11 protein-coding genes, 1 pseudogene and 1 riboswitch are annotated in these 17,761 nt (G+C 36.8%); of the genes and pseudogenes, 3 read left to right on the plus strand and 9 right to left on the minus strand.

From position 1 onward, the window contains the following. Window positions 1–18: 18 nt before the first annotated feature. The 8 genes and pseudogenes from metH to ACFQ39_RS04155 all read right to left on the minus strand — a co-directional run bounded on the left by metH (window position 19) and on the right by ACFQ39_RS04155 (window position 11,880). Entirely contained in the window at window positions 19–2,685 is a 2,667-nt protein-coding gene (gene metH / locus ACFQ39_RS04120) for a methionine synthase (RefSeq protein ID WP_377176719.1), read from the minus strand. 22 nt (window positions 2,686–2,707) lie between these two features. Next, entirely contained in the window at window positions 2,708–3,709 is a 1,002-nt protein-coding gene (locus ACFQ39_RS04125; RefSeq protein WP_377176720.1) for a homocysteine S-methyltransferase family protein, read from the minus strand. Window positions 3,710–3,826: 117 nt separating this feature from the next. Next, a complete protein-coding gene (locus ACFQ39_RS04130; protein ID WP_377177534.1) occupies window positions 3,827–4,447 on the minus strand; it encodes a DUF4202 domain-containing protein in 621 nt (206 codons plus the stop codon). Then, a pseudogene (locus ACFQ39_RS04135) lies at window positions 4,424–4,996 on the minus strand (precorrin-2 dehydrogenase/sirohydrochlorin ferrochelatase family protein); the annotation flags it as partial. The pseudogene ACFQ39_RS04135 and the gene ACFQ39_RS04130, both read right to left, overlap by 24 nt. A 20-nt stretch (window positions 4,997–5,016) precedes the next feature. Further along, a complete protein-coding gene (locus tag ACFQ39_RS04140; RefSeq protein WP_377176721.1) occupies window positions 5,017–6,186 on the minus strand; it encodes a trans-sulfuration enzyme family protein in 1,170 nt (389 codons plus the stop codon). A gap of 1 nt (window position 6,187) precedes the next feature. Continuing rightward, on the minus strand, window positions 6,188–9,610 hold the full coding sequence (thrA, locus tag ACFQ39_RS04145; RefSeq protein WP_377176722.1) for a bifunctional aspartate kinase/homoserine dehydrogenase I: 3,423 nt from the start codon (window positions 9,608–9,610) through the stop codon (window positions 6,188–6,190). Window positions 9,611–9,668: 58 nt separating this feature from the next. After that, window positions 9,669–9,769: riboswitch (SAM riboswitch) on the minus strand. Between the two features lie 89 nt (window positions 9,770–9,858). Next, window positions 9,859–11,151, minus strand: coding sequence for an O-acetylhomoserine aminocarboxypropyltransferase/cysteine synthase family protein (locus tag ACFQ39_RS04150; RefSeq protein ID WP_377176723.1), 1,293 nt, complete (start codon window positions 11,149–11,151; stop codon window positions 9,859–9,861). Window positions 11,152–11,478: 327 nt separating this feature from the next. Next, window positions 11,479–11,880, minus strand: a complete 402-nt coding sequence (locus ACFQ39_RS04155; protein WP_377176724.1) for a DM13 domain-containing protein — start codon at window positions 11,878–11,880, stop codon at window positions 11,479–11,481. A 224-nt stretch (window positions 11,881–12,104) separates the two neighbouring features. Here ACFQ39_RS04155 and metK point away from each other — a divergent pair, with 224 nt between their 5' ends. From metK to ACFQ39_RS04170, 3 genes are all read left to right on the plus strand, one after another. Further along, window positions 12,105–13,358: a methionine adenosyltransferase gene (gene metK, locus ACFQ39_RS04160; protein ID WP_377176725.1), complete on the plus strand. Its 1,254-nt coding sequence runs from the start codon at window positions 12,105–12,107 to the stop codon at window positions 13,356–13,358. A gap of 25 nt (window positions 13,359–13,383) precedes the next feature. Beyond that, on the plus strand, window positions 13,384–14,184 hold the full coding sequence (locus ACFQ39_RS04165) for a hypothetical protein (protein WP_377176726.1): 801 nt from the start codon (window positions 13,384–13,386) through the stop codon (window positions 14,182–14,184). 116 nt (window positions 14,185–14,300) lie between these two features. Next, window positions 14,301–14,915, plus strand: a complete 615-nt coding sequence (locus ACFQ39_RS04170) for a deoxynucleoside kinase (protein WP_377176727.1) — start codon at window positions 14,301–14,303, stop codon at window positions 14,913–14,915. A 51-nt stretch (window positions 14,916–14,966) separates the two neighbouring features. On the opposite strand, the gene ACFQ39_RS04175 is transcribed toward ACFQ39_RS04170, so the two are convergent. Beyond that, window positions 14,967–17,312, minus strand: a complete 2,346-nt coding sequence (locus ACFQ39_RS04175) for a sodium-translocating pyrophosphatase (protein WP_377176728.1) — start codon at window positions 17,310–17,312, stop codon at window positions 14,967–14,969. Between the last annotated feature and the right edge of the window lie 449 nt (window positions 17,313–17,761).

The following is a 17,761-nucleotide window of genomic DNA, read 5'->3' on the forward strand; positions in this document are numbered from 1 at the left end:
ATGTTGTACGATTTATATTTACTCGATGATATTTGGGGAAAGCCACCTTTTAGCTTCCTCAAAAGTCATTTTTTTTCTTTTTGCGAAACTCTTAACCTGGTCTTCTTTTATTTTACCCAAACCAAAATATTTTGATTTCTCATTGGCAAAATAATAGCCCGAAACAGAAGCTGCAGGCCACATGGCCAAACTATCTGTGAGTTTAACCCCAATGTTCTCCTCTACTTTTAACAGATCCCAAATGGTCAATTTTTCGGTGTGATCCGGACAAGCGGGATAGCCAGGTGCCGGGCGAATTCCTTTGTATTTTTCTTTGATCAACTCTTCGTTGCTCAAGATTTCTTCGGGGGCATAGCCCCAATACTGACGGCGCACTTCCATATGTAAATACTCTGCCAAAGCTTCTGCCAAACGATCTGCAATTGCTTTGATCATGATCGAATGGTAATCATCATGGTCTGCCAAATATTTTTGAGATAACTCATCAGTTCCAAAACCGGCAGAAACACAAAAAGCACCCATATAATCTTCTTTTCCACCTTCTTTTGGTGCTATAAAATCCGCTAATGCTAAATTTGGAATTCCTTCCTTCTTTTTACTTTGCTGGCGCAGGGTAACAAATTTTGTTTTGACCTCTTTTCTTTCTGCATCAGTATAAACTTCAATATCATCACCAACAGCATTTACAGGAAAAAGTCCGAAAATTGCTTTCGCTGTCAAAAGGTTTTTATCAATGATTTCCTTGAGCATTTTCTTGGCATCCTTAAATAATTTCGTCGCTTCTTTTCCTACCAATTTATCTTCTAAAATAACAGGATATCTCCCGTGTAATTCCCAGGTTCTAAAAAATGGCGTCCAGTCAATATAAGGCACTACCCTTCTCAGATCAACCTCTTCAAATTGTTTAATACCCAAAAATTTAGGTATACCTATTTTCTCCTTTTCCCAATCTATTTTAAATCGATTCTTTCTCGCCTCTTCCAGAGATAGCATTTCCTTTTTTTCGTTCCTTGCAAAAAAGCCGACACGAAGCTTTTCATAATCTTCTTTGATCTCCTTTTTATAGGCTGTAGAAGTATCTTGCTGCAACAAATTTCCGACAACCGTAACGGCTTTAGAAGCATCCAAAACATGCACCACCGCATCTTGGTACTGCGGATCAATTTTTACCGCTGTATGCGCTTTGGAAGTAGTTGCACCCCCTATCAATAAAGGAACAGAAAATTTCTGCCGCTGCATTTCTTTGGCCAAATAAACCATTTCATCTAAAGAAGGTGTAATTAAACCGCTTAATCCTATCACATCAACATTTTCTGAAATAGCGGTTTCCAGGATTTTTTGCGGTGGAACCATTACGCCTAGATCAACGATTTCATAATTGTTACACCCTAAAACTACACTAACTATATTTTTACCGATATCGTGTACATCGCCTTTAACTGTAGCCAATAAGATTTTTCCTGCACCTGAACTTCCGCCGGGATTCTTTAGTTTTTCTTCTTCAATATAAGGAATCAAATAGGCAACGGCCTTTTTCATCACACGCGCTGATTTTACCACCTGTGGTAAGAACATTTTTCCCGAACCAAAAAGATCACCTACCACATTCATGCCCGCCATTAAATTGATCTCGATCACATCCAAAGGCTTATTTGCACTGGCTCTTGCCTCTTCAATATCTTCTAAGATAAATTGATCAACACCCTTTACCAAAGCATGTGTAATTCTATCTTGCAAAGATCCCTTACGCCATTCTAAATCAACTTTTTGTTCTTTTTTTGTCCCTTTAAATGTTTCCGCAAAATCCAACAACCTTTCGGTGGCATCTTCACGTCTGTTGAGGATGACGTCTTCTACTCTTTCTAAAAGATCTTTAGGAATCTCATCGTAAACTTCCAACATGGTTGGGTTCACAATTCCTATGTTCATTCCGGCTTTTATAGCATGGTATAAAAAAACCGAATGCATCGCTTCGCGAACGGCATTGTTTCCTCTAAACGAAAAAGACACATTACTCACTCCGCCACTTACACTCACTTTTGGTAAATTCTCCCTAACCCACTTCGTGGCATGGATAAAATCTAAGGCATTGTTTTTGTGTTCATCCATCCCCGTGGCAACAGGAAAAATATTGAGATCGAAAATGATATCTTCTGGATCAAAATTTACTTGATTCACTAAAATATCGTAACTCCTTTTGGCAATTTCAATTCTTCTTTCCAGATTATCTGCCTGACCTACTTCGTCGAAAGCCATGATAATTACCGCAGCACCATATCTTTTGATGAGTTTGGCTTGCCGGATAAACTCAGCCTCTCCTTCTTTTAAACTGATGCTATTGACCACACTTTTTCCCTGAACCACTTGCAATCCTGCTTCGATGATTTCCCATTTGGAACTGTCAATCATCACAGGTACACGGGCGATATCGGGTTCAGAAGCGATCAAATTCAAAAAATTCACCATGGCCTCTTTGCCATCTATTAATCCATCATCCATATTTACATCGATGATCTGTGCACCCCCATCAACTTGATCTCTAGCCACGTCTAATGCTTTGTCGAATTGCGCTTCTTTGATCAATCGCAAAAACATTTTTGAGCCGGCTACATTGGTTCGTTCGCCGACATTGATAAAATTACTTTCGGGAGTAATATATAAAGGTTCTAATCCTGATAAAAACATGTGTAAATTTTAGCGCAAAGAATTAAACTTCTTGGGCAATTTTTCTGGGTTCATATTGTTTAGCGATGGCAGCGATGGCACTGATATGCTCTGGTGTGGTTCCGCAACAACCACCAATAATATTGATTAAATGCTTGTCTAAATATTCTTTGATCTGATTTGCCATATCTTGTGGAGATTCATCATATTCGCCAAATGCATTGGGCAATCCTGCGTTGGGATGCGCGGATATACCAAAAGTCGATTTGTCAGATAAAACCTGTAAATAGGGTGTGAGTTGTTTGGCTCCAAGGGCACAATTTAACCCTACGGTAAGGAGTGGTATATGCGACACAGAGATTAGAAACGCTTCTGCAGTTTGCCCGGAAAGTGTTCTCCCACTCGCATCTGTAATGGTACCACTTACCATTATTGGAATATCAATATTTCTTTCATCTTTAACTTCTTCAATGGCAAAAAGTGCTGCTTTTGCATTTAATGTATCAAATACCGTTTCTACCAATAACAAATCCACACCACCGTCTATTAAAGCCTCTACCTGTTGTTTATAAGCCACCTTTAGATCGTCAAAAGTGACGGCCCGATAGCCTGGGTCGTTTACTTTGGGTGACATACTCGCTGTTTTATTCGTAGGACCAATCGATCCGGCCACAAAACGAGGTTTTTCGGGCTCTCTTTCTGAAAATTCATCCGCTACCTCTCTTGCCAGTTTTGCTGATTCAAAGTTCAATTCATACACCAAATCTTCCATATCATAATCTGCCATGGCAATGGTTGTGCCCGAAAAAGTATTTGTCTCAATAATATCCGCACCAGCCGCCAAATATTTAGCGTGAATTTCTTTAATGGCCACAGGTTGAGTAAGCGAAAGGAGATCGTTATTTCCTTTTAAAGATGAAGGGTAATCTTTAAATCGCTCGCCTCGATAATCCTCTTCGGTAAAATTGTATCGTTGGAGCATGGTACCCATGGCTCCGTCTAAAACCAATATTCTGTGTTGTAATATTTCTTCTATTTTATGCATTTCTTAAGCCTTTTTCTAAAACACTTGCTTATTATGATTCATTAGGTATTTGCAAAGATACTATATAACTTATGGTTTTTATAAATCATTGACAATCCTATAACATTGCTCTGCTCATCATCCAATCGGGGCAAGTGCTTTTTTTATCAGAATCTTTTCATTTTTGCTAAATTGAATTTGAAGTGCTTCTTCTTTTGCTTTTTCAGACATTTTAGCCCAAGTTTTCTGCAAAATAGAAATCACCTTTTCTTCAGGATGTTTTTTGCTAAATTCAGAAAAGTAATATTCTAAAAAGACTAAACAGGCTACATCTTCAACCATTTGAGATTCCTTATTCCTCTTTAGCTGTTTCTTTTTGATCAATGATTTAACCGTTTCTATACTTTCTTTTTTATAACCAGCTTTTTGCAGAATTTCTTGTGTTTTTTCTGCATGAAAATCTTTCAGCTCCTTTCTCCATTTTAAATAACCCTCTCGATTCATTTCATATGTTTCTCGAGGAATTTCCCACCTGCAAATATGCTGTGCTCTAATGGCCAGTTTTAAAACCTCGGAACTATCATGCCAAAATCGATCCAATACTTCTGTCATGCGTTTTGAGTACAGATACTCCTTGGGATAAAATCTACCTCCAACTTCCTCCACGGAAGGATCTTTTTGATTCTCAATATCGATCAATGAAATGGCTTTAATAAATTCCTTTGATCCTTTATTCTTTTTTATCAAACCTTTAGTCAACTCATTGAGCTGATTTACTTTTTCTTCAAAATCTCCTTTGAGGGTTTTTCTGTATGCATTGAGGTTTTCAAGCAGATCATTCATGTTATCCGGCAAAAACTCTTCAAAAAATTGTCGTAATCTTTTTGCCGTAGTTGGAGATTTTCCATTGGTAGAAATCGCAATTTTTAAATTTTCTTTGGTCACAATTCCTCCCATATAAAAATCACAAAAGGGAGGATTGTCTGCCACATTTACCAAAATTCCTTTTTCCCTGCAGTCTCTATAAACTTGCTCATTTACGGTCACATCATCTGTGGCAGCGATAACGATATGCTTCTTTTCCAAATAAGTCGGTTCATATGCATCTTTAATAAGGTCAACCTCAAAATCTTTAGCCAGTGCGACTAAGTCAGAATGAAAATCTTTTGATAAAATAGTGACCTTTGCATCGGGACTAGATTTTAATAAAAAACTGAGTTTTTCTAAGCCCACATTTCCGCCGCCAACAATCAAAACCTTTAAATTACTGACTTTTAAAAAGATGGGATATAAGTTATTTCTTTCCAATTTTATTCGCTTAAATAGGTTTATGACAAGGCTTGCTCAAAGTCTGAGATGATATCGTCTATGTGTTCCAATCCAATTGAAGTTCTCACTAAACCATCTGTAATACTTACTTCCATTCTGTCTTCTATTGAAAGTTTACTATGAGTAGTTGAAGCAGGATGTGTAACAATCGTTCTTGTATCACCCAAGTTTGCAGAGAGTGAACACATCTTAATTTTATTCAAAAAAGTGCGACCAGCTTCAATACCTCCTTTAATTTCGAAGGCGACGATATTTCCTCCAAATTTCATTTGCTTTTTGGCTACTTCATGCATTGGATGACTCTTCAAAAATGGATATTTTACCCAATTTACCTTTGGATGATTCTCTAAAAATTCTGCTACTTTTAAAGCATTTTCACAATGTTTCTCAACCCTTACTGCCAATGTTTCCAAACTTTTAGAAAGCACCCATGCATTAAAGGGAGACATGGCCGGACCTGTGTTTCGCGCAAACAAATAGATCTCTCTAATCAAATCTTCCCGGCCCACCGCCACTCCACCTAAAACTCTACCTTGTCCATCAATCAGCTTGGTTGCAGAGTGAACTACAATATCAGCCCCAAAGTGGATGGGTTTTTGAATATAGGGTGTTGCAAAACAGTTGTCGATAATCAAAATCAAATTATGTTTTTTCGCCACTTTTGATAATACTTCCAGGTCGATAATATCTACCCCCGGATTGGTTGGCGTTTCGGCATAAAGAATTTTTGTGTTGGGCTGGATCAAATCCTCGATTTGATCTACTTCTTCCACCTTAAAGTAAGAAGTGCTAATATTCCATTTTGGAAAATATTTTGTGAACAAGGTATGGGTAGAACCAAATACAGACCGAGCAGAAACAATATGATCTCCTGCAGATAACAGCGCCGCAAATGTTGCATAAATGGCCGCCATACCTGTGGCAAATGCATAACCGCTTTCGGCTCCTTCCATTTTTACGATCTTATCTATGAATTCCGTTGTATTCGGATTGGTAAACCTGCTATACAAGTTCTTTTCTTTTTCTTCGGCGAATGAAGCACGCATATCTTCGGCGTCGTCAAAAACAAAACTAGAAGTTAAAAATAAGGGTGTCGAATGTTCACTATAAGGTGTTCTATCCATTTGATTTCTAATGGCATCTGTCTCAAAATTCTTTTCTGTACGCATACTAAACTGCTTTTTCTGTTAATCTCAAAATATCTCCAAACACGCCTCTTGCGGTTACTTTTGCACCGGCTCCGGCACCTTGTATGACCAAAGGTCTTTCTCCGTAAGACTCGGTATAGATTTCAAATATGGAATCTGAACCTTGTACCTGACCCAATGAACTGCTGTTGGGTACAGATACTAATTCCACTTTTAAAATACCTTTGTCCTGACTTAAATCGCCCGATAATTCTCCAACATATCTCAGAACATGACCTGGTTTTTGATCAGCTTTAATTTGGTCATAGACCTTATCAAGTTCTTCCATTCTCTCTAAAAATGTATCCAAATTTACTGATCCTAAATTTTGCGGAATTAAATTGTGTATGCTGATATCCTGAAATTCATTTTGTAAATCCAATTCTCTTGCCAGGATCAATAATTTTCTGCCCACATCGTTTCCTCCGAGGTCTTCTCTAGGATCTGGCTCGGTAAATCCATGTTCCATAGCCTCGCGAATGATCTTGCTGAACGACTCATTTCTTACCGAAAACTGATTAAAAATATAACTCAAACTGCCTGAGAACACCCCTTTTATTTTGGTGATATTCTCACCGGAAAGGTGTAACAACTTTATGGTGTCTAACAAAGGTAAACCGGCCCCTACATTGGTTTCATATAAATAGGATTTCTCTAGCTTCTTAAGTTTTTGTCTCAGCGAAATATAGTAATCATAAGATTTTGTATTGGCAATTTTGTTTGATGATACCAGATCAAATCCATTTTCCACCAAAGGAAAGTAATTCATCACAAAACCATCACTGGCCGTATTATCTACGGCGATCAAATTTTCTAAATGATTCTTTTTAGCAAACTGAATTACATCATTGATTGTATAAGGTGTTTTTCCCTGTTCTGCCAAAACTTCTCTCCAATTTTGTTCAATGCCGTTTTTGCTGAGCAATACTTTTGTCGAATTTGCCACGGCGAAAATATTGAGTTTTAAATCCCTTCTCTTCTCAATATCTGCGCTGCTTTTTAAGATTTGATCGATCAAAGTACCACCTACCAAACCTTTGCCGAAAACGGCAATATTGATTTTGGTTGACACACCAAAAATTCGCCCGTGTATGACGTTAATAGCCTTGTTTAAATCTGTTTCTTTGAGTAATAAAGAAATATTTTTCCCAGTAACAGTATTGTTGATCAAGATAGGTGAGATACCATTTTTCATCAAAGCATTGTAAGAAAAGTGAAAATGATCTAAACTTTGACCAATGATAGAGACAATCACTAAATCTTTCATGATGTGCACTCTATTCACATCTTTCGTTTCAAATTCTTTAGCAAACTCCTTTTCCAATGCTTGTTTTGCAAATTTTGCATCGGAACTGCTCACCACAAAACCGATCCCCCTTTCAGAAGATCCCTGTGAAATAATACTTACACTGATATGCTCCTTCGCCAAAGCAGAAAAAATTCTCGCATCAACACCTGCTTTACCCAATAATCCTCTACCCTCTAAACTAATTAAAGAAACATTTTCCTGAACAGTGACAGAACGGATACCTTCACTTTTCACTTCCGATTTAATCAGAGTTCCTTTATTCTCAGGCTCAAAAGTATTCAATAACCTCAGTGGGATATTTTTTTCGACCAAAGGTATAATCGTTTTGGCATGCAAAATAGTTGCGCCAAAATTGGCCAGCTCATTGGCTTCCTGAAAAGTGAGCTCTTCAATTTTTTGTGCATCTTGCACCAACTCAGGATTTGCGGTATAAATTCCGTTAACATGCGTATAATTTTCCAATTCCAGAGCTTCGAGATAATTAGCCAATAAGGCCGCCGAATAGTTACTTCCATTTCTTCCCAAAGTAGTTGTGTCGCCATCTAAATTTGAAGCAATAAAACCGGTAACCACTTGAATTTCATTGCCTTTATCTTTAAAATGCCTAATCACATTTTCTCGAGAAACTTTCTGGATAGGAATGGCCTCACCAAAAGTATCATCTGTTTTTATCAATTTTCGAGAATCTACCGCGTTGGCCTGCAAGCCAGCTTTACTGAGTAAATTAGCCAACATTTTAACCGAAATAATTTCACCCTGTGCAACAACTTTATCCTTAATTTTTTCGCTGTAATCTCCTAAAAGCTGAACACCGTCATATACTTTTTTTAGCAAGTCAAATTCGTGTGAAAGATCTAATGTTGGATCAGGGAAACTTTGATAGTTTTTAAACGCTTCAAATTTGTCTTGAAAATCCTCGCCTATTTTTGCTAAATTGAGCATATCGATTAACTCATCCGTAGCATTTCCACGCGCCGATGCAACAATGGCAATTTTTTCATCTGATTCTATTTTTTTCTTGACAATGGAGAGTACATAGTCTAATCCCTTGCCATTACCGAGAGATTTCCCTCCAAACTTAAGCACCTTTATCTTTTGCTTGTTTTTTGGCTTTGCTTTGGGCGATTTAAAAAGTGGTGTTAAAAATTCTGACAACTGTTCATATTCAATCAAAAAAGCATCGTGACCGTGTATTGATTTGATCTCTTCGTAAGAATTCTCTATGCCTGCCCTCGTCAATACCTTTTGCGTATCTTTTATTTCTTGTGGCACAAAAAAGAAATCTGAATCTACACCGATTTGAAAAACACGCGCTTTTAACCTGCTCAGTACCTCTTCAAATGTTCCTCGATCTCTAGAAACATCAACTGTACTCAGCAAATGATTGAGCATTTTATAGGCTTGTAGTGTAAATCTGTTCTCTAGCTGTTTCCCGTGGTACAACAACCAGCTTTCGGTATTAAAGGTGCCTTGTTCCGTATTTTTTGTGCGATTAAACTTTTGTTTAAAAGAATCTGCCGTACGGTAAAATAACATGGCCATCATTCTGGCATCGTGCACGGGCTGTGAAGAATTAGACAAAATTTGCAATTGGGTCTTGTTATGCGCCAAGATCCAATCTGAAGCTTTCCAATCTGAAGCAACAGGAATCAAATTCTCGATCAGATCCGGAAAAGAAAAAGCCATTTCCCAGGCAATTCCGCCACCCAGCGAACCACCGATTGCAGCGTATAATTTATCAATACCCAATTGCGCCAGTGCTCTTCCATAAAGCTCTGCTATATCCCGGGCATTAAAATCTTCGTAATTCTCTATGAGATTTTCAGGTTTTTCGTCATAACCGTTTCCTGGTACATTAAATGCTATGACTGCATAATGATTGGTATCTATTACTTTTCCTGGACCGATCAAAGAGTTCCACCAACCATCTTTCCCCGCCACGTTTGAATTTCCTGTCAAAGCATGATTGACCAATACATTGGGTGCCGTATTAATTGGCTGGCCAAATACTTGATAACTCAATTCAAAAGATGGGTAATAATAACCACTTTCTGTGGTTACATCTTTTATATCAATAAAGTTTAATTCTTTTTTCAATTTCTTTCGTTTTTAAGCACAACTAGAGAAATTGTTATTGAAAAGTGGAAGTTCTTAACTGTTATCTATCCAAACTTGGTAGAATTTAGCACCTTCTTTACTATGAAAGGGTTGCTAAGGCTTCACAGGGTCTAATCCCTCCGCCTTTCCGGATAACGATTTCTTTGTTTATAATGAACGTGTGGCAAAAGTAATATTTTACCTGTACTTTACAATAACAATTTCTGGCTAATTCTCTTTGGGTTTAATTAATTTTCAACTAGTGAAGAAACTTTTTTAAACGCTTCCTTTAAATCAGTTTTTAAATCTTTCAAATCCTCTAATCCTACAGATAATCTGATTAAATCTTGAGATACGCCTGTCTTATGCTGATCTTGTTCACTTAACTGTTGATGAGTTGTACTGGCGGGATGGATAATGAGTGATTTTGTGTCTCCTATATTTGCCAAAAGCGAGAAGATTTTTACCGAATCAACCACTTTTTGTGCAGCTTCATATCCATCTTTCAAACCGAAAGTGACCAAGCCACTTTGGCCTTTAGGTAAGTATTTTTTTGCTAATCCATTGTATTTAGAAGATTTTAAGCCAGGATAATTTACCCAACTCACCACTTCTTGTTTTTCTAACCATTGGGCTAATTTTAAGGCACTTTTGCTGTGCTTTTTAATTCGGACAGCAAGTGTTTCTAATCCTTGAATAATTTGAAAAGCATTAAACGGACTCAAAGTCCCACCAAAATCTCTTAACCCCTCCAATCTAATCTTGGCAATATAAGCTGCATCTCCCAATGCATCACTGTAAACCAATCCGTGATATCCTTTTGAAGGCTCTGTAAATTCAGGAAATTTTCCACTGCTCCAATCAAAATTTCCACCATCAACAATAGCCCCTCCAAGCGAATTACCTTGTCCGCCAATATATTTTGTCAATGAATATAAAACGATATTTGCCCCATGTTCAATAGGGTTTAACAAATAAGGTGTAGCAACTGTATTGTCTACCAAAAGTGGAATTTTAAAATGTTCCGTCACCTTTGAAATTGCCCTGATATCAAGCACGTCCAATTTAGGATTTCCTATGGATTCAATAAAAACTGCTCGCGTATTTTCTAGAATAGCATTTTGAACATTCTCAATATCACCGGCATCTACAAAAGTGGTTTCTATGCCCAGTCTGGGTAAAGTTACTGAGAGCAAATTAAATGTGCCTCCATACAAAGAATTTGATGCAACTATATGATCTCCTGCTTTGAGTAAGGTTAACAGGGCAGTAGATATAGCCGCGGTACCCGAGGCAAAAACAGCTGCACCAATTCCTCCATCTAAAGCCGCTAATCTTTTCTCTAAAATATCATTGGTTGGATTATTGAGTCGGGTATAAATAAACCCCGGTTCTTTTAAAGAAAATAAATCCGCTGCATGTTTGGTATTCTTAAATACATAAGAAGTGGTTTGATAGATGGGCACTGCTCTAGTTCCTGAAGTTTCTGTCGTATCGTGACCGGCGTGTAAAGCGTTTGTTGAAAATTTTGTGTTACTCATGATTTTTTGTTTTAAAATGAAAAAGTCCCTATGGTTTTGGTATTACCACAGGGACTTAAATTTTCTTTCATTCTAGTGTTGGCAATACCTAATCATGTTCTGTGACATCATTTTTTGCATCATGCTACTATTTAAATTCAATTTCTTCATTCTGTGTAAAAAAAAAGCCTCTGAAAATTCAGAGGCTTATGTATATCTTTTAACTTTAAACAATACTATCCTCTGCTCCTTTTAAAGTGCATCATCATGTACATATTGTTTAAACTTTTTTTCATTTTGTTACGTTTCGAGCAACAAATGTATGCATTTTTTTAAAATAACCTAATCTTATTTTAATTCTGCATGTCCGAAGCTCACAGAAAACTCTACACACCAAATCACGACAAATTTATATTCTGAAAGATTTACATTTTCTGGTAGGTCATGGGTAAAATCACCTTCAATCCCTTTTAATTCTCCTAAATTGATATAATTATCCGGGTTAGATTCTTTTGATAAATACACATCTAATTTCGGACCGTCATCTGTTTTAAAATTTTTAAATTCCAACATTGTTTTTTCTTTGTTGGTACTGGCAATCCCAGAAGTTGGATGGGCCACAGAGATAAAATTACCTTGATAGATTTTTTCATCTTCTATCATTGACATTTCATCCATCTCGGAATTATCTGAGCTACAAGATGTTAGAACACCCATCAAAACGAATAAAAGTATTGTAAACTGTTTCATAAATTTATGGTTTGATCATTTGGTCTGGTTTTTATTGGAACCTTACAAATTATTTTTGCTTTATTTAACTTTTAATCAATCGCTTTTAATTAAATTTGCGCCATAAATCCGAGGAAAGATTTGAACTGATTGCAACCTCATTAAAAAATGCTAAAGCAGTATCTACACTCCTTTAGTCATTCCTGTTGTCTAAGTTCAAAAACCTCTAAAAAATTATTAGAGAAATGTCATATTTATTCACATCAGAATCTGTTTCAGAGGGACATCCCGACAAGGTTGCAGATCAGATTTCAGATAGTTTATTAGACGCATTTTTGGCTTTTGATCCAGAAGCTAAAGTAGCTTGCGAAACACTTGTTACAACAGGGCAAGTAGTCTTGGCCGGAGAAGTGCATACCACTACTTATATTGATGTAGCTAAAATAGCGAGAGAAACTATCAACAAGATTGGATATACCAAGGGTGCATATCAGTTTGAAGGAGATAGTTGCGGGGTTATATCCCTTATCCATGAGCAATCTCAAGACATTAACCAAGGGGTTGATCGCGGTACAAAAGAAGAGCAGGGAGCTGGCGATCAAGGAATGATGTTTGGTTATGCCACAAAAGAAACCCAAAACTACATGCCTCTGGCCTTAGATTTAAGTCATAAAATTTTGTTTGAATTGGCGGCATTGAGAAGAGAAAATTCAGATATCACTTATCTCAGACCCGATGCGAAAAGTCAGGTAACCGTAGAATATTCTGATGACAACGTACCACTCAGAATTGACACCATCGTTTTATCTACCCAGCACGACGAATTTGACGAAGATGAAGCCATGTTAAAGAAAATCGCTGATGATGTCAAAAACATTCTGATTCCAAGGGTAAAAGCAACTTTACCCGAACACATTCAGCAACTTTTTAAAGGTGATATTACCTATCATATCAACCCTACAGGTAAATTTGTAATTGGCGGACCTCACGGTGATACAGGTTTAACAGGAAGAAAGATTATCGTTGATACCTATGGAGGAAAAGGAGCTCATGGCGGCGGTGCCTTTAGTGGAAAAGATCCCAGTAAAGTAGATAGATCTGCAGCCTATGCAGCCCGTCATATCGCAAAAAACATGGTGGCTGCGGGAATTTGCGATGAAGTTTTAGTACAAATTTCTTATGCCATCGGTGTTGTAAAACCTACATCGGTTAATGTAAACACATATGGTACATCAAAAATTGGTTTAACAGATGGAGAAATTTCAAAAAAAATCGAACAAATTTTCGATCTAAGACCTTCAGCCATTGAAAAGCGCTTAAAATTAAGAAATCCCATTTATCTGGAAACAGCGGCTTACGGACATATGGGTCGTGATCCGAGAATAGTAACTAAAACATTTACTTCGCAATATTTTGACCCAATTACCTTGGAAGTTGAGTTGTTTACTTGGGAAAAACTGGATTTCGTTGAAAAACTAAAAGAAGAGTTTAGCCTTTAACCGAAACAAACATGCATAAAAAAGCTTGAGATATCTCAAGCTTTTTTATTTTTATGCCATGCGATGGATTCTTTTATTTTTTTTGTCTTCCTCTGGTTTGGTATCTCAAAATGTAATTGCCACCTTAGAAAGTACCCAAAGCCTTGATGCCGATACTTTTATAGGAAGAGATGCCTTGGCTAACATTTATTACGTAAAGAATAATATCTTTTTCAAAAAATCTGAAAAATTCACCCTAAATTATCAAAATCCGGATTTAGGCACTTTATCTTCTGTAGATATCACAAATCCATTCAAAATCATATTATTCTACAAAGATTTTAATACCGTTATTATTTTAGATAACAACCTCAACCCTCATATTGCTGCAATCGGACTTCAGGGCGTCAATTATTCTCTGGTAAGTTTTGCTTCAGAAAATAACTTATGGCTGTATAGCACAGAAAATAACATGCTAGAATTGTATGATTATCAATTAAATAGAACTAGAATTGTTTCTCAACCCTTGTATTTTTATCAAAAGAACTTTTTGGCAAAAGAGATGATTAGTACCAACCAATATGTCTATTTGCTCGGAACAACTGGGGTCTTGGCCTTTAATCAATATGGTAGTTTTATGGAATTTAAAATGCATATCGATTTTTCAGATCTCACAATCTGGGGAAAAGAAAGAGTAATGATGAAAAACAATAGGCTTTTTTTAGCAAATGATGATGAAATTCCTATTCTGATAAAAGAACCCGTAGAGATCAAAGATTTTTATTTTTCGTCAAATTCATTACAAATCTTTGATGGAAAACAATTATGGCAATTTAAAATAGAATAAAATGTTAGGAATTGCCTCTTAGGACATATCAAGCCCATAAAAATGCATCCTTAAACCTCTATTAGTCGCTATATTTTTTTATTTTCGCTTAGATATTCATCAGTAAAATAAAATCTATGCACGTTGCCATCGCCGGAAATATAGGAGCAGGTAAAACTACCCTGACAGAATTATTGGCTAAACACTATAAATGGGAACCGCATTTTGAATCTGTCTCAGAAAATCCATATTTAGATGATTTTTATGGATCTATGGAACGCTGGTCTTTTAACCTGCAAATTTTCTTTCTGAATAGTCGTTTCAGACAAATTTTAGAAATTCATGAAAGTGGCAAAAACGTAATTCAGGATAGAACTATTTATGAGGATGCACATATTTTTGCACCCAATTTACATTCAATGGGTTTGATGACCAATCGAGATTTTAAGAATTATATTTCTCTATTTGAATTAATGGAACGCTTGGTTTCACCTCCGGATTTATTAATTTATTTGCGCTCGAGTATTTCGACACTAGTTGGTCAGATTCACCGAAGAGGTAGAGAATATGAAAATTCTATTAGTATCGACTATTTAAGCAGATTAAATGAACGCTACGAGGCCTGGATTTCTCAATATACCAAAGGAAATTTGTTGATTATTGATGTGGATAACCTGAATATTGTAGATAAAAAAGAAGATTTGGGCTATGTCATCGATAAAATCGACGCGCAAATTCACGGTTTGTTCTAAAAAAAAGCTCCCATAAAAATGAGAGCTTTTAACCATTCAACTGAAATAATATTATTCCTTTTTTTCTTTCATTAACTTTTCAACCTCATCACCTTTTAAAGTTTCTGTTTCAACTACATCTTTACCGTCAATGGTTGTTGTCGTAGTTATTTCAGCAACTTTTTCACCGTTTTCATCAGTGGTTATGCGAACCTCCTTTTCAACTTTCTTCTCTATAGAAGTTGTTTCATGCAGTTCTATGGCAGTTGCGCTTTTCGCTTCCATTTTGTCGATGTCTAAAGCAATACTCGGTGCAATGACTAAGGCAACAACCGACATCAATTTTAATAGTATATTTAAAGAAGGACCCGAAGTATCTTTAAAAGGATCACCAACGGTATCCCCTACCACAGCAGCCTTGTGAGCAGCACTTCCTTTTCTTCCGTCTGCCTCGATCATTTTTTTAGCATTATCCCAAGCTCCACCTGCGTTCGATTGGAAAATCGCCATTAAAACTCCAGAAGTTGTAACGCCTGCAAGTAATCCACCGAGCATTTGAGCTCCACCTATAAAGCCGATAGCTACAGGAACTAACAATGCCAATAATCCAGGTAAAATCATTTCGCGAATTGAAGCTTCTGTAGAAATTTCTACACATTTTTCATATTCTGCATAACCATCCGCCTCATCAAATATTTTTCTATCTTCTTTCGATGCTTTGGACATATCGGAATCATATTTCCTCATAATTTCCAATGCAGCTTTTAATTGTGGAATGTCATTAAATTGACGACGAACCTCTTCAATCATAGCCATTGCGGCACGCCCCACTGCTTTCATCGATAAAGCAGAGAAAACAAAAGGTAACATTCCACCTATGAGCAGCCCAGCCATGATATCTGGTTGAGAAACATCGATAGTGGTTACGTTAGCTGTTTTCATAAATGCAGCAAAAAGGGCTAAGGCAGTAAGCGCAGCAGAAGCAATAGCAAATCCTTTTCCAATTGCTGCAGTGGTATTTCCAACAGCATCTAACTGGTCTGTTCTTTCACGAACCTCTTTAGGCAATTCAGCCATTTCGGCGATACCTCCTGCATTATCAGAAATAGGTCCGTAAGCATCAACAGCAAGTTGAATACCTGTATTCGCTAACATTCCGACCGCGGCAATCGCAATACCATATAAACCTGCGAAATAATGAGATACGATAATGCCTGTCGCAATCAGTAAAATCGGAATTGCTGTAGACATCATACCCACACCTAAACCGGCAATAATATTTGTTGCAGAACCTGTTTCAGACTGCTTTACAATAGAAGTTACAGGTTTTGTACCAGTACCGGTATAATATTCTGTGACTTTACCTACCAAGAAACCAGCGATCAAACCTGCTAATGTAGCAAAGAAAACTCCGTTAGCACCAAAAGGCAAACCTTCAACACTATCAGGAATCATTGCTTGAATGATAAAATACGATGCGATGATCATAAATAATCCTGATCCAAATTCACCTAAATTTAATGCCTTATGAGGGCTACCCCCTTCTTTTACTCTAACAAAAAATGTACCTATAATAGACATAACAATTCCGACAGCCGCTAGTACCAAGGGTAAATAAACGGCACCTAGTCCACCAAAATCTGGTGTAATAATTAAAGCACCTAATACCATAGTTCCGATGATCGAACCTACATAAGATTCAAATAAATCCGCTCCCATACCGGCAACATCTCCAACATTATCCCCAACATTATCTGCAATTGTAGCAGGGTTTAGTGGATGATCTTCCGGAATTCCCGCTTCAACTTTTCCTACTAGATCAGCACCTACATCAGCTGCCTTGGTATAAATACCACCACCCACACGGGCAAATAAAGCAATTGAGGAAGCTCCTAATGAAAATCCTGATAAGACGTTAAGCACCATTGGCAGATTTTCTGCTCCTGGCCACATCCATTGGTAAAGCATAAACAACGAACTCAATCCTAATACACCGAGCCCAACAACTCCTAATCCCATAACAGATCCTCCGGCAAAAGCAACTTCAAGGGCTTTCCCTAAAGACTCTCTTGCAGCATTTGTTGTTCTAACATTGGCTTTGGTGGCTACACGCATACCTATAAAACCCGCCAAAGCAGAACAAATAGCCCCAACAACAAAAGAAAAAGCTACGAGACCGTTTGATCCAGCTTCTGAGGCTCCTTTAAAATAAAGTAGTATAGCGACAGCTACAACAAAGACGGCTAAAATCTTATATTCAGCCTTTAAAAAAGACATTGCACCATCGGCAATGTGTTTAGCAATACTTGACATTTTTTCATTCCCAGTGGTCTGCTTGGAAACCCATTGATTTTTTAAAAAAACAAATAGCAATGCCAATAAGCCAAAGAATGGCAAATAGTTAATAATAAATTCCATTTCGTTATAATTAATTTTTAGTGGGGATAAAAGTAAGAATTAAAAAGAGATAAAAAAACATATACAAACAATAACATTATTCGACAAAAATGTAAATAGGCTTTTATAAATGCTATTAAAATATTTAAGTTTAACATGATCATGGGATAATCAACAGAATCTATATAAATAACATTGATTGAATAATTTGACCAGATTAAGAATCAATTTGTCCTGACTGTAAATCATTATCTGTTTATCAATTGTATCAACATTGATAAACTTAATAATCTCTTCCTATATATCCTGTTTAAACACTGTAACTAGTCATAATTTAAAGGTGAAATCTTACATTGGCAATGAATCAAATTGAGTTAAACTAGAGGGTCTGTGATATTCACAAATTAGATTCAATACTAAATCTTGCTGACATCAATACCCTGATTTTAAAAAAACACCGAACAATACAG

This window comes from Namhaeicola litoreus (assembly GCF_042679565.1).
Taxonomy (GTDB): domain Bacteria; phylum Bacteroidota; class Bacteroidia; order Flavobacteriales; family Flavobacteriaceae; genus Namhaeicola; species Namhaeicola litoreus.